This is a genomic window from Acinetobacter sp. LipI_19 (genome assembly GCF_058242925.1).
Genome location: NZ_JBZAYK010000001.1, coordinates 96,647 through 122,433, shown reverse-complemented (window position 1 = coordinate 122,433; position 25,787 = coordinate 96,647). Strand labels below are relative to the sequence as shown.

Genomic DNA, 25,787 nt, shown 5'->3' with positions numbered 1-25,787 from the left:
ATACACCATTCTATAATAATGAATTGGCAGTTATAAGAATAAGCATAAAAATCTACATTTGAAAAGAATTCACCTATTCTGTTGTGCATCTTCATAGCAATTACGCTAAAATCAATGCCCTTGCATTAACTTTGAGAAAGAGAGTTATATCCGTGCGAAATATTTTAGTCACTAACGCCCTTCCATACGCAAATGGTCCTATTCATATGGGTCACCTACTCGGCTACATCCAAGCAGATATCTGGGTTCGTGCCATGCGTGCAATGGGTCATGAAGTGACTTATGTCTGCGCGGATGATGCGCACGGTACAGCAATCATGCTCCGTGCAGAAGCAAATGGGATTAGTCCAGAAGTACAAATTGCCAATGTGCAAAAAGAGCATATCCGTGATTTTGATGGCTTTGGGGTACATTTCGATCACTATGATTCAACCAATAGCGATGAAAATAAAGCACGCTCGGAAGAAATCTATATTAAAAACCGTGAGGCAGGCAATATTGCGATTCGTCCTGTTACTCAGTTGTTTGATCCTGAAAAAAGCATGTTCTTGTCAGACCGTTTCATTAAAGGGACTTGCCCAAAATGTAAATCAGAAGATCAGTATGGCGACTCTTGCGAAGTGTGTGGTACGACCTATAATGCGACAGAGCTATTAAATCCACGCTCAACATTAAGTGGTGCCACACCTGTTGAAAAATCATCAGATCATTATTTCTTTAAACTTCCAAACTTTGCTGAATACTTGCAAAAATGGACGCGTGATGAAGGTCGCTTACCTGTTTCGATCGCCAATAAGTTAGATGAATGGTTTGAAAATGGTCTAAACGATTGGGATATCTCTCGTGATGCACCTTATTTCGGCTTTGAAATTCCAGATGCACCTAATAAATATTTCTATGTTTGGGTTGATGCCCCGATTGGCTATATGTCAAGTTTTGAAAATTACATCAAAACGAAACGCCCAGAATTAAGCTTTGACGACTACTGGAAAAAAGATTCTAAAAATGAGGTGTATCACTTCATTGGTAAAGACATTGTATATTTCCATGCATTGTTCTGGCCTGCGATGTTAGAAGGTGCAAATTACCGCACCCCTACAGGTTTATTTGTAAATGGTTTCTTGACTGTAAATGGTCAAAAAATGTCAAAATCGCGTGGCACATTTATTAAAGCTGAAACCTATTTACAGCACTTAAATCCTGAATATTTACGTTATTACTTTGCATCAAAACTCTCTGATAAAGTTGAAGATTCTGATTTAAATCTTGATGACTTTGTACAAAAAGTAAACTCAGATTTAGTAGGAAAAGTTGTGAATATTGCCAGTCGTTGTGCAAAATTCATTAACAGCAATTTTAACAATCGCTTGTCTGCAACATGTGCTGAACCTGAACTGGTTCAAAGCTTTATTGATGCGGGTGACTCGATTGCTCAATCTTATGAAGCTCGTGAGTTTTCAACCGCTATACGTGAAATCATGGCACTTGCTGATCGTGCAAATCAGTATATTGATGAGAAAAAACCATGGGCTTTGGCGAAACAAGAAGGTCAGGAACAACAAGTTCATGATGTCTGTTCTGTTGGAATCAACCTATTCCGTCAATTGGCTGTTTACTTGGCACCAGTACTTCCAACTTTGGCAACACAAGTTCAAGACTTCTTAAAACTTGAAAGTTTTGATTTTGCTTCAGGAAAAACGGTTTTAGTTGCGCATGAAATTGCTCAATTCCAGCCATTGATGCAACGTGTTGATCCAAAAGCAGTTGCTGCAATGGTTGATGCATCAAAAGAATCTTTAGCTGCGGTAACACCAGCGAAAGCAGAAAAGAAAACTGAAAAAACCAAAGAGAAAAAGCCTGAAGCCAAAGTGGGTGAAGCAGAAATCATTACGATTGATGACTTTATCAAAGTTGACTTGCGTGTTGCTGAAGTCTTAGAAGCAGCAATAGTAGAAGGTTCTGATAAGTTGCTTCAATTGACTCTAAATGTTGGTGAAGCTGAACCACGTAATGTATTCAGTGGGATTCGTGAGTTCTACAAACCTGAAGACTTAACTGGCAAATTGGTGGTTATGGTTGCAAACCTTGCTCCGCGTAAAATGCGTTTTGGTATTTCAAATGGTATGGTGCTTGCTGCTGGAAATGGTGATGGTGTTTGGGTGATTTCACCTGAATCTGGTGCAAAACCAGGTGATAAAGTTTCTTAATTATTGATTGTCTCATCCTAGACGATCATAAATCACTAAAAGGCTTCTTCGGAAGTCTTTTTTTATACTAATGTTTTACTATACTATCATTATAAAAATGAAAAAAGGGCTAGCCTCAATATGGATATGTCAAAAAATAACAAAAGAAAAATATCTGCATTTATCCTCTGTGGTCCATTCATCGGTACATTTATTATAGCAATCACATTTCACAGCGAAATTATTTTTTATAATCCAATGCGGTTTTTAAAAGGACTCATTACACCATCTATTATATTTCCAATGATCGCTGCATTCATCTTGATTACTCCATTTGGTTATCTCCTAGGGTGCATTCCAGCTATCATTACCAATCTCTTATTTAAACACTTTTTTGCAAGTAAATTAGCCTTAGCCTCTTGGCGTTATAGTTTAATCTATGGGTGTCTTTTAGGCTTTATGCTAGCTCCTTTTATTCTTATCATCGCTATAGTTACGCCTTCCCCTTTATTTACTTTTCTTTACCTCCAGTTTGTCCTTATACTACCAACAACGCTGATTTGTACTTTTATTGAATGGATAAGAGCCAGAAATCGTCAGAATATAAACGAATGACCTCACATAGCTGATTCGATCATTGTGCATATTAATAAAAAATTCGCTTACAAAAGTAGATTTTTTTTCATATATAAAAAGCGCCGTGATGAACCAATCCATGTTAAAAAATAATTCGTTAAATTAATTTTGATCAAATCCAATGAAAAAAACTGCCCTATCATTATCAGTCCTTTTATTCGGCTTATTCCCTCTTACATCACAAGCAGAAGTCACCAAAACATTGCCGATCATTGAACAACAAGCGCAAGTAGCAGGGTTTTACCAACATCAGCTGGGCAATACACAAATTACCGCCTTGCTAGATGGCACCAACTTTATGTCTCCCACACTATTTAAAGATATTTCACAGGACAAGGTTCAAGAAATTTTAAAGAAATATCATGCAGATCAAGCCAAAGGTGTACAAACATCGGTGAATGCATTTTTAGTTAACACAGGTAAATCACTGGTTTTGGTGGATAGTGGTACTGCAGATTGTTTCGGTGCGCATCTAGGCTCTGTATTAAAAAATCTCAAAGCTTCAGGTCATCAACCTGAACAAGTCAATACGATTTTACTGACACATTTACATCCTGATCATTCCTGTGGTGTCAGTAAAAATGGCATAGCAAACTACCCAAATGCCACTATCTATGTCTCTGAAGATGAAGAAAATTATTGGTTGAATCCGAAACAGGCTGAAAAAATAGCACAAGATAAACGTGCCAATTACTTAGCAACTGTAGAAAAGATCAAAGCCGCCCTTGCACCCTATCAAGCTAAAAAGCAGTTTAAAACATTTAAACTGGGTGACAACATCAATGGATTTGAAGTAATCAACACAGCAGGTCATACCCCAGGACATTTTAGTTACAAACTAAAAACAACGGGTGAAGATATTGTTTTTATTGGGGATATTGTCCACTCTCATACAGTACAATTCGATAAACCTGAAACAGCAATAGAATATGATATTGACCCGAAAACAGCTGTTCAAACCCGATTAAAGCAGTTTGCTGATTATGCAAAACGTGGACAAACCATCGCAGCACCCCATTTGCCTTTCCCGGGCATTGGACATATTTACTCAGCAGATGGGAAGAGCTATCAATGGATTCCTGTTCATTTTAAATGATTAATGATTTTATTGTTTAAGTAGAATCTTTTTAATGATCTTTAAAAGCTCCTGCTAAGGCTAGAGCTTTTATTTTGCTTCTTAATTTCTTATCTTTTTCTTTCATCTGGGCATAAAAAACACCCCGTTCTCGTTAGAGACCGGGGTGTTTTAGATTTAAAAGCTGGCGATGACTTACTCTCACATGGGTAACCCCACACTACCATCAGCGCTAAGAGGTTTCACTTCTGAGTTCGGGAAGGGATCAGGTGGTTCACTCTTGCTATTGTCGCCAGCAAACTGTTATGGACTTGTTCGGGTCTTATTTAAATGCCTTACTTCGTACCAAATGAGTTTAACAGAACATTTGAGTTGAATATTTTAACTAGCTTTACAACTAAATCAAGTATGTTTGATCTTTTATGAATCAAATGATGCTTACTTCTTTCGAAGTTCGTATACAACTGCTTGGGTGTTGTATAGTCAAGCCTCACGAGCAATTAGTATTGGTCAGCTTCATGCGTCACCGCACTTCCACATCCAACCTATCAACGTCGTAGTCTTCAACGGCTCTTTAGAGGACATAAAGTCCTAGGGAAATCTTATCTTGAGGTAGGCTTCCCGCTTAGATGCTTTCAGCGGTTATCCCTTCCGAACATAGCTACCCGGCGATGCGACTGGCGTCACAACCGGTACACCAGAGGTTCGTCCACTCTGGTCCTCTCGTACTAGGAGCAGATCCTCTCAAATTTCCAACGCCCACGGTAGATAGGGACCGAACTGTCTCACGACGTTCTAAACCCAGCTCGCGTACCTCTTTAAATGGCGAACAGCCATACCCTTGGGACCTGCTTCAGCCCCAGGATGAGATGAGCCGACATCGAGGTGCCAAACACCGCCGTCGATATGAACTCTTGGGCGGTATCAGCCTGTTATCCCCAGAGTACCTTTTATCCGTTGAGCGATGGCCCTTCCATACAGAACCACCGGATCACTAAGACCTACTTTCGTACCTGCTCGACTTGTGGGTCTCGCAGTTAAGCGCGCTTTTGCCTTTATACTCTACGCGTGATTTCCGACCACGCTGAGCGCACCTTCGTACTCCTCCGTTACTCTTTAGGAGGAGACCGCCCCAGTCAAACTACCCACCAGACATGGTCCTCGTCCCGGATAACGGGACAGAGTTAGAACCTCAATATTACCAGGGTGGTATTTCAAGGATGGCTCCATAGCAACTGGCGTCACTACTTCAAAGCCTCCCACCTATCCTACACAAGTAAGATCAAAGTTCAATGTCAAGCTGCAGTAAAGGTTCACGGGGTCTTTCCGTCTAGCCGCGGGTACACCGCATCTTCACGGCGAATTCGATTTCACTGAGTCTCTGCTGGAGACAGCGCCCCCATCATTATGCCATTCGTGCAGGTCGGAACTTACCCGACAAGGAATTTCGCTACCTTAGGACCGTTATAGTTACGGCCGCCGTTTACTGGGGCTTCGATCAAGAGCTTCGCTTACGCTAACCCCATCAATTAACCTTCCAGCACCGGGCAGGCATCACACCCTATACGTCCACTTTCGTGTTTGCAGAGTGCTATGTTTTTAATAAACAGTTGCAGGGGCCTGGTTTCTGTGGCTGCCAATAGCTCAAGGAGCAAGTCCTATCACCGTCAGCAGCGTACCTTCTCCCGAAGTTACGGTACCATTTTGCCTAGTTCCTTCAGCAGAGTTCTCTCAAGCGCTTTGGTCTACTCGACCTGACCACCTGTGTCGGTTTCGGGTACGATTCCTGTGTAACTGAAGCTTAGAGACTTTTCCTGGAAGCATAGTATCAGCCACTTCGCTAGTAAACTAGCTTGCTATCAGCTCTCAGCATAGAGCACCCCGGATTTGCCTAAGATGCATGCCTACTGCCTTTCACCTGGACAACCAACGCCAGGCTGACTTAACTTTCTCCGTCCTCTCATCGCATTACACAGAAGTATTGGAATATTAACCAATTTCCCATCGACTACGCCTCTCGGCCTCGCCTTAGGGGTCGACTCACCCAGCCCCGATTAACGTTGGACTGGAACCCTTGGTCTTTCAGCGTGCGAGTTTTTCACTCGCATTGTCGTTACTCACGTCAGCATTCGCACTTCTGATACCTCCAGCATACTTCTCAATACACCTTCATCGGCTTACAGAACGCTCCCCTACCACGTATACTAAGTATACATCCGCAGCTTCGGCATATAGTTTTAGCCCCGTTACATCTTCCGCGCAGGCCGACTCGACTAGTGAGCTATTACGCTTTCTTTAAAGGGTGGCTGCTTCTAAGCCAACCTCCTAGCTGTCTATGCCTTCCCACATCGTTTCCCACTTAACTATAATTTTGGGGCCTTAGCTGGCGGTCTGGATTGTTTTCCTCTTGACTACGGACGTTAGCACCCGCAGTCTGTCTCCCGGATAGTACTCATAGGTATTCGGAGTTTGCATCGGTTTGGTAAGTCGGGATAACCCCCTAGCCGAAACAGTGCTCTACCCCCTATGGTATTCGTCCGAGGCGCTACCTAAATAGCTTTCGGGGAGAACCAGCTATCACCGAGTTTGATTAGCCTTTCACCCCTATCCACAAGTCATCCCCTGGCTTTTCAACGACAGTGGGTTCGGTCCTCCAGTTAGTGTTACCCAACCTTCAACCTGCTCATGGATAGATCACCCGGTTTCGGGTCTATACCCAGCAACTAAACGCCCTATTAAGACTCGATTTCTCTACGGCTCCCCTATACGGTTAACCTTGCTACTGAATATAAGTCGCTGACCCATTATACAAAAGGTACGCAGTCACCGAACAAGTCGGCTCCCACTGCTTGTATGCATGCGGTTTCAGGTTCTATTTCACTCCCCTCACAGGGGTTCTTTTCGCCTTTCCCTCACGGTACTGGTTCACTATCGGTCAGTCAGGAGTATTTAGCCTTGGAGGATGGTCCCCCCATATTCAGACAAGGTTTCACGTGCCTCGCCCTACTCGTCATCATTATATGTGCCCTTTCGTGTACGGGACTATCACCCTCTACGGTAGCACTTCCCAGAGCTTTCCGCTAAAACACATATAACTTAATGGGCTGATCCCCGTTCGCTCGCCGCTACTGAGGGAATCTCAATTGATTTCTTTTCCTAAGGGTACTGAGATGTTTCACTTCCCCTCGTTCGCCTCGCATGACTATGTATTCATCATGCGATACCTACCTTATGGTAAGTGGGTTTCCCCATTCAGAAATCTCCGGATCACAGGATATTTGCCGCCTCCCCGAAGCTTATCGCAGGCTATTACGTCTTTCATCGCCTCTGACTGCCAAGGCATCCACCACATGCACTTAATTACTTGACTATACAACCCCAAACAGTCGCTAATCCCTACAAGGAGGATCAACAATGTGGATTCAACCACTTCTATTTGTTGCCTGTGAACTTAATCACTATACAGCTTCAATTTAATTCATATACCAAAACGCTTGATTCAGTTTTATCGCTAGTTCTCATTTCATTCAATATTAACAATTGCTTGCTAACATCAACTAAAACGAGTTAAACAATTATTTCAACTCAAATATATTCTGTTAATGATTCACTACCGCCTCGTCAGCGAGTAGTTAACTGTGATAAATCACAGAACTTAATAAGCTATCGGCTTACTAAGTTCTGTAATCACTTAGTCTGTAATTAGTGGTGGAGACTAACGGAGTCGAACCGTTGACCTCCTGCGTGCAAAGCAGGCGCTCTACCAACTAAGCTAAGTCCCCAGCTTAAGATCTTAATATATCTGCTCTTCTGTGTTCAGTAGACTTGGTGGGTCTGACAAGACTTGAACTTGTGACCCCACGCTTATCAAGCGTGTGCTCTAACCAACTGAGCTACAGACCCTCAGATACATCAATGAAGAACAACTTGTTGTGGATTCTTACCAATCGTCAATCTTTCGTTAAGGAGGTGATCCAGCCGCAGGTTCCCCTACGGCTACCTTGTTACGACTTCACCCCAGTCATCGGCCACACCGTGGTAAGCGTCCTCCTTACGGTTAGACTACCTACTTCTGGTGCAACAAACTCCCATGGTGTGACGGGCGGTGTGTACAAGGCCCGGGAACGTATTCACCGCGGCATTCTGATCCGCGATTACTAGCGATTCCGACTTCATGGAGTCGAGTTGCAGACTCCAATCCGGACTACGATCGGCTTTTTGAGATTAGCATCCTATCGCTAGGTAGCAACCCTTTGTACCGACCATTGTAGCACGTGTGTAGCCCTGGTCGTAAGGGCCATGATGACTTGACGTCGTCCCCGCCTTCCTCCAGTTTGTCACTGGCAGTATCCTTAAAGTTCCCACCCGAAGTGCTGGCAAATAAGGAAAAGGGTTGCGCTCGTTGCGGGACTTAACCCAACATCTCACGACACGAGCTGACGACAGCCATGCAGCACCTGTATGTAAGTTCCCGAAGGCACCAATCCATCTCTGGAAAGTTCTTACTATGTCAAGACCAGGTAAGGTTCTTCGCGTTGCATCGAATTAAACCACATGCTCCACCGCTTGTGCGGGCCCCCGTCAATTCATTTGAGTTTTAGTCTTGCGACCGTACTCCCCAGGCGGTCTACTTATCGCGTTAGCTGCGCCACTAAAGCCTCAAAGGCCCCAACGGCTAGTAGACATCGTTTACGGCATGGACTACCAGGGTATCTAATCCTGTTTGCTCCCCATGCTTTCGTACCTCAGCGTCAGTATTAGGCCAGATGGCTGCCTTCGCCATCGGTATTCCTCCAGATCTCTACGCATTTCACCGCTACACCTGGAATTCTACCATCCTCTCCCATACTCTAGCTTCCCAGTATCGAATGCAATTCCCAAGTTAAGCTCGGGGATTTCACATCCGACTTAAAAAGCCGCCTACGCACGCTTTACGCCCAGTAAATCCGATTAACGCTCGCACCCTCTGTATTACCGCGGCTGCTGGCACAGAGTTAGCCGGTGCTTATTCTGCGAGTAACGTCCACTCATCCTAGGTATTAACTAGAAGAGCCTCCTCCTCGCTTAAAGTGCTTTACAACCATAAGGCCTTCTTCACACACGCGGCATGGCTGGATCAGGGTTCCCCCCATTGTCCAATATTCCCCACTGCTGCCTCCCGTAGGAGTCTGGGCCGTGTCTCAGTCCCAGTGTGGCGGATCATCCTCTCAGACCCGCTACAGATCGTCGCCTTGGTAGGCCTTTACCCCACCAACTAGCTAATCCGACTTAGGCTCATCTATTAACGCAAGGTCACAAGTGATCCCCTGCTTTCCCCCGTAGGGCGTATGCGGTATTAGCATCCCTTTCGAGATGTTGTCCCCCATTAATAGGCAGATTCCTAAGTATTACTCACCCGTCCGCCGCTAGGTCAATTACCGAAGTAATCTCCCCCGCTCGACTTGCATGTGTTAAGCCTGCCGCCAGCGTTCAATCTGAGCCATGATCAAACTCTTCAGTTAAAAATCATTAGTGACTTAAGGTCACAATTCTGGCTCATCAATGTTCTGACAAATTCTCTCAAATAAACTTCGAGTAATTTAAACCAATCAATCAATGATAATATTTCGATCAATCAATTAGTAAAAATCCACACAAGTTGTTCTTCATATTCTCTTAATGATCTTCTCAATGCTTCGTCAGCATCAAGCTAGGTCGGCTATACTACTCTCTATCTCTAAAAAGTCAATCTATAATGTTAATTATTTTTTCTAACAAACCCAACTCTAACCTCATCTTAAAATCTCAATTCGAAATCTTAACAACTTAATCAAGTGCCTGATTTATCAGAAGTTTTATTTAACATCACCGCCGATGGATGTGCATTCTACAGCATTCCATTCCCAACACAACCCCTTTTTTTAAACTTTTTTATCGGATGGACATTTTTTCGACCAAAATGGCAAAATAAGTCCTTTTTCCGCTATTTTTTGTCGCTTTTTTCATCATAAGAGCAACCCCTTTCATGTTTTTATTTAAATTTTAAGCTATTTATATTTGTTTTTTTTCTTTAAACTATTTGAAATAATTTTATCATTTAATAAATTAAGTCGAATATGGCCCGTTTTATAAATAGAAGAAGCTTCTGTTTAGGAATTTTGCTCTTATGTTGCAACTATTCCTCAGCCAATTCGTCACATAATATTTTCATGATGACATTGTCTATATTAAGCTATGCCAAATGGAACACTCCTAATCCAGAATTGTGCGTCGTTGATAATGCATCCTATGCAAACCAATTTTCTGCTTATATCAAATCAAATAAGTCTCCTTTTAATATAAATTCAATACATTCCGCTGATCTAAAAAATCGTCATTGTGATGCGGTATTTTTTTCGAATACTTCAGCACAAACCGAACAGGCCCTTATTGGGAAATCATTAAATTCATCTATTTTATCGTTTAGTTCAAGTAATTCTGAATGTGAAATTGGCAGCGTTTTTTGCTTATCCACCAACAAAACAGGAAATACTATTTTTAAAGTGAATTTAGATAGTTTAGCTCAGTCTAAAATACATGTTGATCCACGTGTTTTATTGCTGGCAAAGAATTCGGATTAAAATAATGATGAATAAATTTTTTAAATCGAGTTCCTTACAAACATTGTTTCGTAAATCTCAATTTACGACCTTTGCAATCACTTTATTTATTAGTACGTCTACTTTTGTCACGATTTCAGTATTTACCGTTGAATCTTATGCGAAACAAAACCTATTATTAATCAGTCGAACCGTGTCTGAACGTGTTCAACCTGCGCTAGTCTTCTCTGATAGAATCGCGATTTCACAGATTATCAATGAATATACCTTTCAACATTCAGTACGTCTGATTGAGGTTTATGATAATCAAGGTCATAAAGTTGCTGAAAGCCTAAAAAATGTTGAACACTATTCCTATATTCAAAACTTTTTTGACCATATCTTTTTAAAAGATGCCATCAAGCTAAATGTGCAACATCAAGGAAAGCTTGTCGGCCAAGTTGTGCTCTATGGAAGTTCCAATGAAATTTTAATGTTTATTTTTAAAATTTTTACGGGCTTAGCATTTGGCATGCTATTTATGGTTTTTGCTGTATGGTGGTCAGTAAACTTAACTTATCGCCATATTATGGGGTCATTTTTACCGATTATACAAATTGCACAACTATTAAGGAATCAGAAAGCATACAACTTAAGATTCCCCAAAAGTGATGTAAAAGAATTTCAAGACTTAAACAGTGTGTTCAACCAACTCTTAGATGAAATTCAATCTTGGCACACCCATCTTCAAAACGAGAATAGTGAACTTTCTTATCAAGTTCAACATGATCATTTAACCGAATTACCTAATCGTAATTATTTTTATCAAGTGTTATGTAATCTATATGAAGATACCAATCAACGTGAGAATTTAGCTTTATTATTTATTGATAATAATAATTTTAAAGCCATTAATGATCAATATGGACATTTGGTCGGTGATGAAGTTTTAAAAGAAATGGCTTCACGATTAAGACGCCATATTCGTCAAGATGATTTTGTCGCGCGCCTTGCGGGAGATGAGTTTGCAATTATATTACGTTCCATTTCTAAAATTGAACACCTCATCTCTATTGCGGAAAATCTGATTAAATGTTGTGAAGATCCTTTAATTTATAAAGGACAATCGATTTCTTTTAGCTTTAGTATTGGTATTGCCATCTCTAGTCAGGCATCAAGCCCAGAAGACTTAATTTCTCAAGCAGATCAAGCCATGTACAAAGCAAAATCTTTACAGCATCATTGGTTTATTTACCATTCATAATATTAGGGGGTTTTTATGACTTTAAAAAACGTACAACTTTCTATTCTTGCAATACTCTGCCTAGCACTTACGGGTTGTATGAATCTAGGTGGATTGAGCTATAAACAAGCTCGTGTACTCAAGAAAGAAGGTTTTGTATTAACGGATGAAGGCTGGAGTCTAGGACTACCAGAACGTTTATTGTTTGGTTTTAATGAATCGAATATTAATACCGAGCGACAAACTGAATTGGTACGTTTAGCCACGCAATTAAACAAATATCATCTCGATAAGCTTAAAATTGTAGGTCATACCGATAATATCGGAAATCCTGAATACAATTTAAAATTATCCAAAGAACGTGCTCAAAATGTTTCAAATATATTTATTGAGCAAAAATTCAATCCACAAAATATCCAAGTGATTGGAAAAGGGGCTGACCAGCCACTTAAAGCAAATGATTCAGAAGAAAATAAAGCTGAAAACCGTCGTGTTGCTGTGATTATTATTCCTTGATAATCTTCTCTTTATTGAAAAAGATCTCTACGGAGATCTTTTTTTAGATCTATAGAATTTGACACTCGTTGACAAGCACAAATTTTAGGCATAAAAAAACCGCATCTAAGCGGATAATTTATACTTAAGCTAATACTTAAATGGTCGGAGCAGTAGGATTCGAACCTACGACCCCCTGGTCCCAAACCAGGTGCACTACCAGGCTGTGCTATGCTCCGAATTTACAACAAACTTAAGGGAATTGGGGTGAATGATGGGGCTCGAACCCACGACAACCGGAATCACAATCCGGGGCTCTACCAACTGAGCTACATCCACCGTCACATTAAGTTTTAGGATCTATAGTATCAAGCAACATATGGTGCGCCTGACAGGATTCGAACCTGTGACCATCCGCTTAGAAGGCGGATGCTCTATCCAACTGAGCTACAGGCGCATGACCAATGATACTAATATCACAGATTAACTTGCCTTGAAGAATTGGTCGGAGCAGTAGGATTCGAACCTACGACCCCCTGGTCCCAAACCAGGTGCACTACCAGGCTGTGCTATGCTCCGTTCATCTCAGCTTTTGTGTATCGCACATCGTGCGGTACGGTGTGCATTCTAGGCGTGACGCCACAAGACGTCAACACCTATCTTGAAAAAAAGTTAAAAAAACACGTCAAATGTATATTAATCAAACATTTCAGATGTTTTTTATACAATTTCTATCGTTTTAATTGAGCACTAAAGTTCAACATACGATCTAAAGGTAATTTAGCACGTTCAGCCAAAGCTGCATCTACGAATATTTCTTGATCAGCCTTTTGCAAAACTGACAAAATGCCATCTAATTCATTCATTGCCATCCACGGGCAATGTGCGCAAGAACGACAAGTTGCACCCTCACCTGCTGTAGGTGCTTCAATCAAGGTCTTATGCGGTACAGCTTGTTGCATTTTATAGAAAATGCCACGGTCTGTAGCCACAATCAAAGTGTCTTGTGGCAATGTTTGAGCTGCTTTGATTAGTTGTGAAGTACTTCCCACCGCATCCGCAATATCAATCACTGATTCTGGTGACTCAGGATGTACCAATACAGCTGCGTTCGGATACAGTGCTTTCATCTTTTCAATACCACGGGCACGAAACTCCTCATGCACGATACAGGCACCATCCCAAAGCAACATATCAGCACCAGTTTTCTTTTGAATATAACGGCCTAAATGTTGGTCTGGTGCCCAAATAATTTTCTCGCCCAAACTGTCTAAGTGTTCAATGATCTCTACAGCACAACTTGAAGTCACCACCCAATCAGCACGTGCTTTAACTGCTGCTGAGGTATTGGCATAGACCACAACAGTATGTTCAGGATGCGCATCACAAAATGCAGTAAATTCATCTACAGGACAACCTAGATCAAGCGAACAGGTTGCTTCCAAAGTTGGCATAAGTACTGTTTTTTCAGGAGAAAGAATTTTTGAGGTTTCTCCCATAAATTTAACCCCAGCGACAACCAGAGTAGTTGCCTCATGATCACGTCCAAAACGTGCCATTTCCAAAGAATCAGAAACACAACCACCCGTCGCTTCCGCAAGTTCTTGTACATCTGGATCACAATAATAATGTGCCACCAAAACAGCATTGTTTTTTTGCAACTCAGCTTTAATTTGCGCAAACTTCTGCTGTTTTACCACTGGACTCAGACTATTGTCCTTAGGTTCACCTAAACGATCTAAATGCGCTTGCACAACCGATTTTGCTTCGTTGGCAATTAAATTATTCGCATCATTCATAAGAGGTCTTCTCTTTCCTTGTCGCTGGCATCATGCTAGCGTTTATACACTTGTGAATTGATTGTACGGTTTAGCGCACATAAATTCACCACGAAAAATGTTTTGTTATAAAAAAGCCTCACGAATGAGGCTCCTTAAAAAATCAGTAGTTAAGAACGATAGTCCGCATTAATTTTCACATAATCATATGATAGGTCACAGGTATATACCGTATCTTTGGCCTGCCCTCGACCAAGGTTTACATGAATGGTCATTTCTGTCTGTGACATTACACGCGCACCAGCTTCTTCGGTATAGTCTTCAGCAGCACCACCATCTTTACAAATTTGCACGTCGTCTAACCAGACTTGAATTTTTTCAACATCCAAATCTTTCACGCCAGCATAACCAATCGCAGCAAGAATACGCCCCCAGTTTGGATCAGACGCAAAAATTGCCGTTTTAACCAATGGTGAATGGGCAATGCTATAAGCAATATCACAGCATTCTTGTGTGTCATTTCCACCATCAACCGTGATAGTAATGAATTTGGTCGCCCCTTCCCCATCACGAATAATCAGTTGCGCCAAACGCTTCATCACACGCGATAAAACATCCAAGACCACAGTATAACGAGCATCATCTTCACTGCTAATTTCTACACCACCAGCCATTCCGGTTGCAGCAAAGATGCATGAATCATTGGTAGAAGTATCACCATCCACAGTAATCCGATTAAATGATTGGTCTGCACTAATTTTTAACATTTTTTGCACAAGATTTCGTGCAATTGGCGCATCGGTTGCAACAAAACTCAACATGGTCGCCATATTGGGGCGAATCATGCCTGCACCTTTAGAAATCCCAGTCATTGTATAGGTTATACCATCAAGCTCGAACTGTTCTGAGGCGCCTTTTGGTGTAGTATCCGTGGTCATGATCCCAGTCGCAGCGTCTGTCCAAGTGGAGTCATTCAAACTATTTAGTGCAGGCTGTAAACCTTGCGTTAAACGCTCAATGGGCAGTTGTTCACCAATAACCCCTGTAGAGAATGGCAATACCTCAAATTCTTCTACCTGCGCTAACTCAGCAAGCTTTAAACAGGTCAATTGTGCATTTTGCATGCCCAATTTGCCTGTACCCGCATTAGCATTCCCAGTATTGATGACCAAATAGCGCGGATTAGCTTGTGCTAAATGCGCTTTCGACACATGAACTGGTGCTGCGCAAAATGCATTTTGGGTAAATACACCCGCAACATTGGTACCTTGTGCAAATTCAAAAATAACTAAATCTCGTCGATTTGGATAACGGACATACGCCTCAGCAGAGCCAATTTTTACACCTTGTACCACATGCATATGCGGCATAGACACGTCACCAACAGCCATTTTCAAATGTCCACATGAATTAAAATGAAAATACAGCTTATTAGAATTCTCCATAAAAATCGAGCTTATTAAAATGCTTATTTATTTTTACTATAAGAAAAGCTTATTCATTTGAATATAAAATAAAAAAGCCAGTAAATATACTGGCTTTACATCAGCAACGTATCACTGTTGAATAGCAGTTGTTGTATCTGCAGCCAACAATGCTTGCTTTACTTTTTCTTGACTAGATACTGACAAGGCTGGATTCGAAGCAACAACACGATTAATCGTGGCCGGTGTTACCGCAGCAATTGCCGCAGTTTTTAAAATAATTGGGCGTCCGCCTGTATTACCTAAAGTATAACGAATACCAGTACGTGGACTGATTACAGTCGTGGTTTCATTTTTTACTTCTGCTTGGGCTGTCACTGCGCCTGTAGCAGCTTGTACTTTTTCCACTGTCGTCGTTTGTGGTGCTGTATCTGCAAATGCCAATGCTGGAACTGCTAAAGTTGCAACAAATAAAGGTTTTAATAATTTTTTCATTATCTTCCCAAAGATCTTTTCCAATTGAGCAACTTAATACCACTTAATCACATTTCCTGCAATAAAAATTAACGCATGGTAATAACTTGTAAAAAAAGCAGAACAATTGTTCTGCTTTTTCGTAACACTTTCAGGGTCTATTCACTAATTAGATTTTGCCGTGACATTGTTTGTATTTCAAACCTGAGCCACAAGGACAAGGTGCATTTCGGCTTTCTGGTGCAACAACCTCATCACTATCAGTGAATTGTGCATCAACAATTTCATTACTGACCGTACCGCTTAAACCATCCACTTCATCATGTGCAAAGTTAAGACGCATAGATTCAGCTTGAGCCTGTTGTTGAGCTTCCATTTCAGCAAGCTCTTCAGGTGTTGGGATATGCACACGAGAAATATCAGTAACCACGTCTGACTTAATCACACCCAACATATTGACGAATAAATTGAAGGCTTCCTTCTTATATTCTTGTTCAGGGTTCTTTTGTGCATAACCACGTAAGTGAATCCCTTGACGCAAATAGTCCATCGCAGCCAAATGGTCTTTCCAATGACGGTCTAATGAACCCAACATGAAGTGACGTTCAAGTGTCGCAGCAGTATCATCCCCCATCTGTTCACGACGATTACGGTAACGTGTAACGATCTCATCAGAAATACGCTCAACCAAGGCTTCTTCATCTAGACGACGATCTTCTTCCAACCATTGATTTACAGGAAGATTAATCCCCAAATCTTCATTCAATGCATTTTCAAGCCCTTGAATATCCCATTGATCATGGATAGATTCAGGTGGAATATAGGTTTCGATTAAACCTTTCACGACTTCACGGTGCATTTCTTCAATATAATCTTGAAGTGAACTTTCCTCTAAGATTTCATCACGCTGCGAATAAATAATTTTACGTTGTTCATTATTTACATCATCGTATTTCAATAAATTTTTACGAATATCAAAGTTACGTGCTTCAACTTTGCGCTGTGCATTTTCAATAGAGCGTGACACCATTTTATGTTCAATGGCTTCATTCTCTTGTAATCCCATCGCACGCATCATTGCCACAACACGATCACCTGCGAAAATACGCATCAAATCATCTTCTAATGACAAGAAGAAACGTGAAACACCGGGGTCACCTTGACGACCAGAACGCCCACGCAACTGATTATCGATCCGACGCGATTCATGGCGCTCAGAACCAATGATGTGTAAACCACCTGAACTCAACACCATTTCGTTGTTTTGTTCCCATTCCGCTTTAAGACGAGCTTCGTCTTCAGCAGTATAGTTTTCAATTTTGGCAAGTTTTGCTTTCCAGTTACCACCAAGCAAAATATCTGTACCACGACCAGCCATATTCGTTGCAATGGTTACTGCACGTGGTGAACCTGCTTGAGCAATAATATCTGCTTCACGCTCATGTTGTTTAGCGTTCAAGACTTCATGGGTAATACCTGCATCTCGCAACTTATCAGATAAAATTTCTGATGCTTCAATGGTTGCAGTACCAATCAAGATAGGTGCAACACCTGCTTCATGAATTTTCTGAATTTCTTCAATAATTGCATTGTATTTACCATTACGATTTAAATAAATTAAATCGTTTTGGTCATTACGAATCATCGGACGATGGGTTGGAATAAGCACCACATCCAAACCATAGATTTCTTTCATTTCCGCAGCTTCAGTATCAGCAGTACCTGTCATACCTGAAAGTTTTTTGTATAAACGGAAATAGTTTTGGAATGTCGTAGTTGCCAAAGTTTGGTTTTCAGGTTGAACTTCTAAGCCCTCTTTGGCTTCAACGGCTTGATGTAAACCTTCAGACCAACGACGACCTGGCATGGTACGACCAGTATTCTCATCAACAATAATTACTTCACCATCATGTACGATGTAATGAACATTACGTTGATAAAGGAAATGTGCACGAATTGCAGCAGACACATGATGAACGAGATTTAGATTTGATGGTGAATATAAGCTTTCGCCTTCAGCCAACAAGCCCATTTTAATCAATTCATCTTCAACAGTTTCATAACCGACTTCAGTCATTTCAACTTGGCGTTGCTTTTCATCAATCCAGAAATGACCGCCATCTGCGACTTTTTCTTCTTTTTGAGCATGCAACTTCGGTGGAATACTATTGATTGCAACATAAAGCTGTGATGAGTCATCACTTTGACCCGAAATAATCAACGGTGTACGTGCTTCATCGATCAAGATCGAATCGACCTCATCGATAATCGCATAAATCAAACCACGTTGCTTTTTCTCAGCCATAGAGAAAACCATGTTATCGCGCAGATAATCGAAACCAAATTCATTATTGGTACCGTAAGTAATATCTGAACGATATGCTTCAGCTTTCTCTATCGGTGATTGCATCGAATAGATTACACCAACGCTTAAACCCAAGAACTCATAAAGCGGACGGTTTAATTCAGCATCACGTTGTGCCAAGTAATCGTTGACCGTGATGACATGAACACCTTGCTCACTAATTGCATTTAAATATACAGCCAAAGTACCCATCAGGGTTTTACCTTCACCTGTACGCATTTCTGCAATTTTTCCTTCATGCAAAGTAATACCACCAATGAGCTGCACATCATAATGACGCATACCCATGACACGTTTTGCTGCTTCACGACACACCGCAAACGCTTCTGGCATTAATTTATCTAGGCTTTCACCTTTCTTATATCTTTGTTTGAATTCTTCAGTTTTTGCAGATAAGTCTGCATCGCTGAGTGCAGATGTCGTCGGCTCGAGCGCATTAATCTTATCGACAATTTTACGCATACGTTTTAGTTCGCGCTCGTTTTTAGTACCGAAGATTCCTCCGATCAGACTTGCCAACATATAAACTCTCTAAATCTTTGTGAAATAAATTTTTCTCAGACGATATTATGGTGGTAGAAATTTGAAGTACAAGGGTTTTGCACAAATCCAATCAAAAAAATCTGACGATTAGTTCTAGCACGTATCAGCTAAGGCGCATTAATGTAGCAAATTTAACCGATATTTGCAGTGAGGTAGAGATCAATTATATGTTTTTTTTCATATGCTTCTTTTATTAATATCTATTTTCTTCATAAAGAAATACAAAAACACTATTTTTAATTATAAAAAAACTGGGTAATAGTAGTTTGGACGAGCCAAATAACAAACAACATTTTTAGATATTGAGGTTTCAAAATGACTTTACGATTAGGTGACATTGCACCAGATTTCACTCAGGAATCTAGTGAAGGTCCAATTAAGTTTTATGATTACTTGGGCGACAGTTGGGGGGTTTTATTCTCACACCCTGCCGATTATACGCCAGTATGTACCACTGAGTTGGGTTATACCGCAAAACTAAAAGATGAGTTTGAACAACGTGGGGTAAAAGCCATTGCCCTTTCAGTGGATGATGTGGAATCGCATAAAGGTTGGATCAACGACATCAATGAAACGCAAAATACCACTGTAAACTTTCCAATCATTGCAGACAAAGATCGGAAGGTGTCGACGCTGTATGATTTCATTCATCCAAATGCCAGTGAAACTCTCACCGTGCGGTCTTTAGTTATTATTGATCCCAATAAGAAAGTTCGCTTAATCATTACCTACCCTGCATCAACTGGACGTAATTTTAAAGAAATTCTACGTGTAATTGATTCATTACAACTGACTGACAATTATAAAGTTGCCACACCTGCAAATTGGCAAGATGGTGAAGATGTGGTCATTATCCCGTCGATCAAAGATGAAGCGGAGCTGAAGCAACGCTTCCCAAAAGGTTATACGGCGGTTAAGCCCTATCTTCGTCTTACTCCACAACCCAATAAATAATATACAATATTGAATTTTTTAGAATAAAGCGATTAACTTCAAAAGATCACATAGCAATTTTATGTGATCTTTTTTTACATCCTTTTGTTATAAAAAAATATTTTCAATACACTTTAAAAAACACTTCAAACAACAATAAAATCATTAAAAAATATAAAAGACACCGAAGTGCCTTTTATGATCAAAGATCAGCGAACAAATATTATGCAGGAATACGTAAAACTTGTCCTGGGAAAATATCATCCGCATTTTTTAATAAAGGGCGGTTCGCTTCAAAAATTTTATTATATTGGTTGGCATCACCATAAAATTCTTTTGAAATTTTAGACAAATTATCACCTGATTTAACCGTATAAAACTTACTTTCAGGTTCAGGTGTTGCAACTGTCATTTGGTCATCAACTTGCGCAACATGATCAATGTTCCCCACAGCAAGAATGATTTTCTCTTTATCTGCCTGAGTTTGTACTTGACCATGAATTGTCGCCAAATCAGAAGCACCGTTATAACTTACGGAAAGTCCTGTTACTGGTAAACCTAACGCTTTAATGTGTCCCAATAACTTATTGGCTATTTCTTGTGCAGATGGTTCTGATGGCGTTGCTGGTGCTGCTTGTGGCTCAGCTGGTGCTGTATTTTTCTTACCAATTCCTTTAATAAAATCAAAAAGACCCATATTTAGTACTCCATATCATTATTGAAAATTGTTTTACTGAGAATGTATTACTGTGAACTGTTATACAAATTTACGAACTCTATTTTTATAGCTAAAAAGTATCAGGATGTGCGTTGTCATTGGTGATAAAAAGGTAACGATATGTAACCAATGTTTTGATTTTAAACTTATTTAGTTGTTATTAATGGTTGAGTCATCGCCAATCAAAGATTCGCTCGAAACCCTAACTTCAGGCATAAAAAAACCACCCAAAGGTGGTCTTTTTACGTATAACAACACCGTGTTATACAATCAACACATTAACCAAGTTTTTTAGTTACATAGTCGATAGCTGATTGAACAGTTGTGATTTCGTTAGAATCTTCATCTGGAATAGTGATGTCGAAGTCATTTTCGAAAGACATAACAAGTTCTACTAGGTCTAGAGAATCAGCACCCAAATCATCCATGAAAGATGCTTCGTTTTTGATTTCTTCAGCTTTGATACCTAATTGTTCTGCAACAGCTTGTTTAATGCGTTGTTCGATATCGCTCACAGGAATTCTCCTCATTGCTTGTGGCGGCTTTTAATTGCCTGATAGTTTAATTGAATATTTACTTTTTTCAAAGTTTATACATCGCATTACGCCATGTATAAACCACCATTTACGTGTAATACTGTGCCTGTAATGTAACTGGCTTTGTCAGAAGCCAAAAAACTTACTGCATTTGCAATATCTTCTGGTTGACCAAATCGATTTAACGCAACTTGATCACTCATTTTTTTGCGAATATCTTCACTCAACTGCTCAGTCATTTCTGTTGCAATAAAACCTGGTGCAATACAGTTGACTGTAATCTGACGGCTTCCCATTTCTTTTGCGAGACTGCGACTGAAAGCTTCAATCCCTGCTTTTGCAGCAGAATAGTTGGCTTGCCCTGGATTAGCAAAATGTGCAACAACAGAACTAATATTGATAATGCGCCCAAAGCGAGCTTTGGTCATACCTTTCAATACACGTTTAGATAAGCGGAATACAGCTTTTAGATGGATATTGAGAATATCGTCCCAATCCTCTTCAGACATACGCAACAATAAATTGTCTTTGGTAATTCCAGCATTATTCACCAGTATCATCACTGAACCATATTTTTGTTCAATGTCTGATACCAATGCATCAATTGCTGCACCATCACGTACATCTAGTAATGCACCAGCACCATTTTCAGCAAAAACTGTTGAAAGTTTTTCTGCACCCGCTGCCGATGTTGCTGTACCTACAACAAAATAACCATCTTGAATTAATTGCTGAGCGATGGCAGCACCAATCCCTCGGCTCGCGCCTGTCACTAATGCGACTTTGCGTTCTTGTGTCATGCAATTTTCCCTTCAGCCACTAAGATAGCATTCAGTGCATCTTCCATACGACTTTGTGTATCGAGTGGAAATGCTTTTTCGATATTTGGTAAACGTTTTGCTAAATTCGCCAATACATTCCCTGGACCACATTCAGCAACATACTGAATGCCTTGGTCTTGAATGAATTGCATGGTTTTAGTCCACTGTACTGACTGATACAACTGTGCTGTTAACGCTAAGCGCAATTGGCTTGTATCTGTCGCGATTCCAGCATTGACATTTTGTATTACAGGAATGCTTGGTAGCTCAATGGCAGTTTGTTCCAAAGCTTCTGCAAACTGTACAGCAGCAGGTTTCATTAGAGAACAATGTGATGGTACAGATACAGGTAATGCAATTGCTTTACCGCCGTTTTCTTTCGCAACGATCATGACAGCTTCGACTAGAGTTTTGTCACCTGCGATAACAACTTGACCTTGCGCATTATAGTTTGCAGCTTCAACAGAACCACGACCTTGCACATTGGCTTGCTCGCACAATTCAAGTACTTTCGCATCATCTAGACCGAGAATGGCGGCCATTGCGCCTTGCCCCTGAGGCACAGCGCTTTGCATCAATTGACCGCGTAAATTTACCAACTTGACTGCATCTACCAAAGTCATCGACTCTGCAGCAACTAAAGCACTGTATTCGCCTAATGAATGACCTGCGAGGTATTTTGGTACAACACCACCAAGATCTAGCCATACACGCCATAAAGCAATACTTGCTGTCAATAAAACAGGTTGGGTATTTTCAGTTTGATCTAAACCTTCACCGCTTTGTGCAATGTGCCATAAATCAAAACCGATGGCATCTGATGCTTCAGTAAAGGTTTCTTGTACACCACTAAACTGTTCTGCAAGTTCAGCAAGCATACCCACTTTTTGTGAACCTTGACCTGGAAACAAAAATGCAGTTTTTGTTGCTTGAGCTGCTTGTTCGAATCGTTTGGCAGACATATAAAAAGTCCCTTATTTAATCTTGATCGTTTCCGATGGCGCAATTTTACATTAAAAAAAAATTAATTTAATTGCGAAATACAACAAAAAAACCAGTCATTCAAAACAAAAAAAGGGAGCTTTCGCTCCCATTTTTTACTAAGCTTGCGCTTAATACTTACCAATTATTCAGCATCAGCTGCTTTAGCGAATAATTGACGACCACGGTAGAAACCATCTTTAGTCACATGGTGACGACGGTGAGTTTCACCAGTAGTTTGGTCTACAGTTAGTGCATTCTCGGTTAAAGCGTCATGTGAACGGCGCATGTCACGGCGAGAGCGACTTTTACGGTTTTGCTGAACGGCCATGATGGCTCCTTACAAATCGAAAAAATGGATCAGAACAAATTCGGTTGTCTTAACTTAACAGTATAACACAAAATTTAGTTAAGTTTACCCTTCAAACCTGCCAAAACTTCAAACGGATTATCCCGTTTTTCTTCAACAGTGTCCTGAACGGCTGGTTGGTGCTTATGTTCACAAGCATCATGCTTAGGAGACAGAGGCATCAACAATAACAATTCATCTTCTAAAAGTGCAAGTAAATCAACAGTTGCAGGAGTATTGGTTAAATAATCCCCTTTAATTGTTGCTTCACTTTCACCTAGTACGATGAAATCAGCATCCTCATCCAAGCGCTCTATCAGTGACTCATCATCTATTAAAGCTAAATGGAAATCAGAAACTAGTGTAATTTCAACAGAATCCAGACAACGCTGACATTCCATTGGAACTTTAGTATCTACATGACCATCTAGCCAAACAATACGATGATACGCATCCATTGATAGCTTACAGTCTATATTGATCAATTGATCATCAATTGATCCAACAGCTTCACGGGAAATACGAACAAAGCGAGACAATGGCAGGGTACCTGACCATGTAAAGCCTTGTTCAGCCCATTTAAACGGCTCTATCTGTGCCGGAAAGGTATTTGCTGACATAATTAAGGCGGCAATTCTACAAATTCATAGGTACTCTGTCAAAGATTAAGATACAATTTTGTACTTATTTAGACAGATCTCTTGAGTAATACAAGCCATGCATCAGTTGCAGCCGCAACCTGAAGTCACTACTTCATTACAATTCAATACGCATTCAACTTCTGAAAACATATTGCAAGCCGCCGATGTGCAACGCTTATCATGGGCTAACTTACAAACAGAAGTACAACACGTTGATTGGCTTATCTTACACTTTAATCACTGGTTTTCCCACCTAAATGTGACGCTTGTTCGTGGTGATTTTGAACCAGAGTATTTCCCTGCTAGCGAACACAGCCCTGCCCGTATTCAGTTTGCACATGGTTTTTTCAACAGTGCTCTGCATGAAATCAGTCATTGGAGCATTGCCGGAGAACAACGCCGTTTATTGCCTGATCTCGGTTACTGGTATGCACCCGATGGTCGTACAGCTGAACAACAAGCCTTATTTGAGCAAGTTGAAATCAAGCCTCAAGCCATTGAATGGTTATTTTCCAAAGCATTTGGACGAAAATTTCGAGTTTCGCTGGATAATCTGACTGGTGAAGGTGGTGACGGCTCGACATTTAAAGACAATGTCTATGTACAAGTTCAGGAATTTTTTTCGGGTAAAGCCAAACTTCCACGCGATGCAAAACATTTAATTCAGTGTATTTGTCTATGTACTCGAGGTGGCAAAACATTACAAAGCACTGAATTTAATCGTAACGATCTTGATTAAACCCGTAATTTTTTTAAAACATTGATTGCAACGATTTACTTTCCCAAGTAATAATTGAATTAACAATAAATCAGGAGAATAAATATGCTGCATTTAAGAGTACATCCTGACAATCCTCAACCACGTTTAATCAGCCAAGCAGTCGAAAGAATTCGAGCAGGTGATGTTGTGGTTTACCCAACTGATGCCGCTTATGCAATCGGCTGTCAAATTGGAAATAAAAGTGCAATGGAGCGTATTGCTCAGATCCGCGGTCTAGGGGCAAAGCATCAGTACGCGATTATCTGTGCAGATTTATCTGATATTGCAACCTATGCCAAAGTAGACAATGCAATGTATCGTCTACTTAAAGCCAATACCCCAGCCGTAACCACATATATTTTACCCGCAACCAGTGAAGTTCCACGACGCTTGATGCATCCCAAGAAAAAAACTATCGGCTTACGTGTTCCAAGTAATCCCGTCTGTCAGATACTATTAAAAGAGTTGGGAGAACCCTTACTGACCAGTACTTTGATTTTACCTGGTCAAGATGCACCAATGGATGATCCCTACGATATTGAACAATTACTGGAAAAACGTATTGATGTGTTTATTGACAGTGGTTTAGGTACCTTAACCACCACTAGTATCGTTGATTTATCAGGAGCGAACCCTGAAATTATTCGTCGTGGTGTAGGCGATGTAAGCGCTTTTGAGTAAGCTCCAAACTGCATTTAATCGCTGATACGTGATTAAAGAATCAAGGCTTGATAGAAGTAAGATGCGATGGATTTATTCACCACGTTATTAAATATTAATAACGTACAAAATGATCAAATTTTATTTGTTGAAAAGCCTTGGACACCTGAATCACAAGTTACTGTGTTACATGTCTCTTTCGCTAAAAAATCCCTTAGCAAAAAAATTTCAGTTCTATCTAGTAGTCAAAGAACTAAAACACTTAGTCTTGCAGTTTGAAACTCGAAATGTTTGTTTAATAGAGCTGTGCTATTTAATTATCGAACATGTCCTTGAAAAAAATAAAATTATTCAACATCTTTAAAACTTAGATTAAATATGAAAAAAATTCTTTATGTCTTGGTCATTATTCTTGGATTACTTATCAGTTATCCCTTTATTAAATCACCTAATGTTCGTATTTATCATGAAGAGCATGAAATCATTTTAGAAAACATTTTCTTAGGTGAGTATTATTGAGGTTTCAATAAACTAAAAATTCAATCTATACAAAATCATACCCTTATTTGTGAAATTGAACACCCTCACATTCTTTACCCTGCAGATCGGCAA

19 protein-coding genes, 6 tRNA genes and 3 rRNA genes are annotated in these 25,787 nt (G+C 40.3%); 9 read left to right on the top strand and 19 right to left on the bottom strand.

Annotated features, from left to right (window positions below; genetic code table 11):
• Window positions 1-152 precede the first annotated feature (152 nt).
• The 3 genes from metG to AC4CVF_RS00575 all read left to right on the top strand — a co-directional run bounded on the left by metG (window position 153) and on the right by AC4CVF_RS00575 (window position 3,918).
• The gene (metG, locus tag AC4CVF_RS00585) at window positions 153-2,207 is read left to right on the top strand and encodes a methionine--tRNA ligase (protein WP_419329173.1); all 2,055 of its coding nucleotides are present in this window, start codon (window positions 153-155) and stop codon (window positions 2,205-2,207) included.
• A gap of 120 nt (window positions 2,208-2,327) precedes the next feature.
• Window positions 2,328-2,801 carry a hypothetical protein gene (locus tag AC4CVF_RS00580; RefSeq protein WP_336954683.1) on the top strand — a complete coding sequence of 158 codons (474 nt, stop codon included), beginning with the start codon at window positions 2,328-2,330 and terminating at the stop codon, window positions 2,799-2,801.
• A gap of 142 nt (window positions 2,802-2,943) precedes the next feature.
• Window positions 2,944-3,918, top strand: coding sequence for an MBL fold metallo-hydrolase (locus tag AC4CVF_RS00575; RefSeq protein ID WP_419329171.1), 975 nt, complete (start codon window positions 2,944-2,946; stop codon window positions 3,916-3,918).
• Window positions 3,919-4,079: 161 nt separating this feature from the next.
• Here AC4CVF_RS00575 and rrf read toward each other — a convergent pair.
• The 5 genes from rrf to AC4CVF_RS00550 form a co-directional block, all read right to left on the bottom strand.
• Window positions 4,080-4,194 (bottom strand): 5S ribosomal RNA (gene rrf, locus AC4CVF_RS00570).
• 182 nt (window positions 4,195-4,376) lie between these two features.
• Window positions 4,377-7,267: ribosomal RNA gene (locus AC4CVF_RS00565) — 23S ribosomal RNA — on the bottom strand.
• A 336-nt stretch (window positions 7,268-7,603) separates the two neighbouring features.
• Window positions 7,604-7,679: transfer RNA gene (locus AC4CVF_RS00560), tRNA-Ala, on the bottom strand.
• Window positions 7,680-7,723: 44 nt separating this feature from the next.
• Window positions 7,724-7,800 (bottom strand) — tRNA-Ile (locus tag AC4CVF_RS00555).
• A gap of 59 nt (window positions 7,801-7,859) precedes the next feature.
• Window positions 7,860-9,398 (bottom strand): 16S ribosomal RNA (locus AC4CVF_RS00550).
• Together the 16S, 23S and 5S rRNA genes with 2 tRNA genes alongside form the textbook arrangement of a ribosomal RNA operon.
• Before the next feature lie 594 nt (window positions 9,399-9,992).
• On the opposite strand from AC4CVF_RS00550, the gene yfiR reads away from it, so the two are divergent.
• The 3 genes from yfiR to yfiB are packed head-to-tail and all read left to right on the top strand — an operon-like array spanning window position 9,993 to window position 12,213.
• Window positions 9,993-10,496, top strand: a complete 504-nt coding sequence (gene yfiR, locus AC4CVF_RS00545) for a regulatory sequestration protein YfiR (protein WP_442892816.1) — start codon at window positions 9,993-9,995, stop codon at window positions 10,494-10,496.
• A 4-nt stretch (window positions 10,497-10,500) separates the two neighbouring features.
• Window positions 10,501-11,718 carry a diguanylate cyclase DgcN/YfiN gene (gene dgcN, locus AC4CVF_RS00540; protein ID WP_151958163.1) on the top strand — a complete coding sequence of 406 codons (1,218 nt, stop codon included), beginning with the start codon at window positions 10,501-10,503 and terminating at the stop codon, window positions 11,716-11,718.
• Between the two features lie 15 nt (window positions 11,719-11,733).
• Window positions 11,734-12,213 (top strand): outer membrane lipoprotein YfiB, encoded by a 480-nt coding sequence (gene yfiB / locus AC4CVF_RS00535; RefSeq protein ID WP_336954394.1) that lies wholly within the window; start codon window positions 11,734-11,736, stop codon window positions 12,211-12,213.
• 141 nt (window positions 12,214-12,354) lie between these two features.
• On the opposite strand, the gene AC4CVF_RS00530 is transcribed toward yfiB, so the two are convergent.
• The 8 genes from AC4CVF_RS00530 to secA form a co-directional block, all read right to left on the bottom strand.
• Window positions 12,355-12,431 (bottom strand) — tRNA-Pro (locus AC4CVF_RS00530).
• A 24-nt stretch (window positions 12,432-12,455) separates the two neighbouring features.
• Window positions 12,456-12,531, bottom strand: a tRNA-His gene (locus AC4CVF_RS00525).
• A gap of 41 nt (window positions 12,532-12,572) precedes the next feature.
• Window positions 12,573-12,649, bottom strand: a tRNA-Arg gene (locus AC4CVF_RS00520).
• Between the two features lie 45 nt (window positions 12,650-12,694).
• Window positions 12,695-12,771, bottom strand: a tRNA-Pro gene (locus AC4CVF_RS00515).
• Window positions 12,772-12,923: 152 nt separating this feature from the next.
• Complete coding sequence (gene nadA, locus AC4CVF_RS00510; RefSeq protein ID WP_336954393.1) at window positions 12,924-13,991, bottom strand: quinolinate synthase NadA; 1,068 nt, start codon at window positions 13,989-13,991, stop codon at window positions 12,924-12,926.
• A 149-nt stretch (window positions 13,992-14,140) separates the two neighbouring features.
• Window positions 14,141-15,361 (bottom strand): bifunctional glutamate N-acetyltransferase/amino-acid acetyltransferase ArgJ, encoded by a 1,221-nt coding sequence (gene argJ, locus AC4CVF_RS00505; protein ID WP_490788751.1) that lies wholly within the window; start codon window positions 15,359-15,361, stop codon window positions 14,141-14,143.
• A gap of 165 nt (window positions 15,362-15,526) precedes the next feature.
• Window positions 15,527-15,889, bottom strand: a complete 363-nt coding sequence (locus AC4CVF_RS00500; protein WP_336954391.1) for a hypothetical protein — start codon at window positions 15,887-15,889, stop codon at window positions 15,527-15,529.
• Between the two features lie 148 nt (window positions 15,890-16,037).
• Window positions 16,038-18,755, bottom strand: coding sequence for a preprotein translocase subunit SecA (secA, locus tag AC4CVF_RS00495; RefSeq protein WP_336954390.1), 2,718 nt, complete (start codon window positions 18,753-18,755; stop codon window positions 16,038-16,040).
• A 336-nt stretch (window positions 18,756-19,091) separates the two neighbouring features.
• Here secA and AC4CVF_RS00490 point away from each other — a divergent pair, with 336 nt between their 5' ends.
• The gene (locus AC4CVF_RS00490) at window positions 19,092-19,730 is read left to right on the top strand and encodes a peroxiredoxin (protein ID WP_336954388.1); all 639 of its coding nucleotides are present in this window, start codon (window positions 19,092-19,094) and stop codon (window positions 19,728-19,730) included.
• Window positions 19,731-19,932: 202 nt separating this feature from the next.
• On the opposite strand, the gene lysM is transcribed toward AC4CVF_RS00490, so the two are convergent.
• The 6 genes from lysM to AC4CVF_RS00460 all read right to left on the bottom strand — a co-directional run bounded on the left by lysM (window position 19,933) and on the right by AC4CVF_RS00460 (window position 23,734).
• Window positions 19,933-20,406, bottom strand: coding sequence for a peptidoglycan-binding protein LysM (lysM, locus tag AC4CVF_RS00485; protein WP_336954387.1), 474 nt, complete (start codon window positions 20,404-20,406; stop codon window positions 19,933-19,935).
• A gap of 299 nt (window positions 20,407-20,705) precedes the next feature.
• Window positions 20,706-20,942, bottom strand: coding sequence for an acyl carrier protein (gene acpP, locus AC4CVF_RS00480; protein ID WP_004723957.1), 237 nt, complete (start codon window positions 20,940-20,942; stop codon window positions 20,706-20,708).
• Window positions 20,943-21,028: 86 nt separating this feature from the next.
• Window positions 21,029-21,763: a 3-oxoacyl-ACP reductase FabG gene (gene fabG / locus AC4CVF_RS00475; RefSeq protein ID WP_336954385.1), complete on the bottom strand. Its 735-nt coding sequence runs from the start codon at window positions 21,761-21,763 to the stop codon at window positions 21,029-21,031.
• Window positions 21,760-22,746 carry an ACP S-malonyltransferase gene (gene fabD / locus AC4CVF_RS00470; protein ID WP_490788750.1) on the bottom strand — a complete coding sequence of 329 codons (987 nt, stop codon included), beginning with the start codon at window positions 22,744-22,746 and terminating at the stop codon, window positions 21,760-21,762. Before fabD ends, fabG begins: the two co-directional genes overlap by 4 nt.
• Before the next feature lie 164 nt (window positions 22,747-22,910).
• Window positions 22,911-23,096: a 50S ribosomal protein L32 gene (gene rpmF, locus AC4CVF_RS00465; RefSeq protein WP_004723964.1), complete on the bottom strand. Its 186-nt coding sequence runs from the start codon at window positions 23,094-23,096 to the stop codon at window positions 22,911-22,913.
• 74 nt (window positions 23,097-23,170) lie between these two features.
• Window positions 23,171-23,734 (bottom strand): YceD family protein, encoded by a 564-nt coding sequence (locus AC4CVF_RS00460; protein ID WP_336954381.1) that lies wholly within the window; start codon window positions 23,732-23,734, stop codon window positions 23,171-23,173.
• A 97-nt stretch (window positions 23,735-23,831) separates the two neighbouring features.
• Between AC4CVF_RS00460 and AC4CVF_RS00455 the strand changes: the two genes are divergently transcribed.
• Window positions 23,832-24,494, top strand: coding sequence for an elongation factor P hydroxylase (locus AC4CVF_RS00455; RefSeq protein WP_419360681.1), 663 nt, complete (start codon window positions 23,832-23,834; stop codon window positions 24,492-24,494).
• An 84-nt stretch (window positions 24,495-24,578) separates the two neighbouring features.
• On the top strand, window positions 24,579-25,196 hold the full coding sequence (locus AC4CVF_RS00450; protein WP_336954379.1) for an L-threonylcarbamoyladenylate synthase: 618 nt from the start codon (window positions 24,579-24,581) through the stop codon (window positions 25,194-25,196).
• Window positions 25,197-25,787 lie beyond the last annotated feature (591 nt).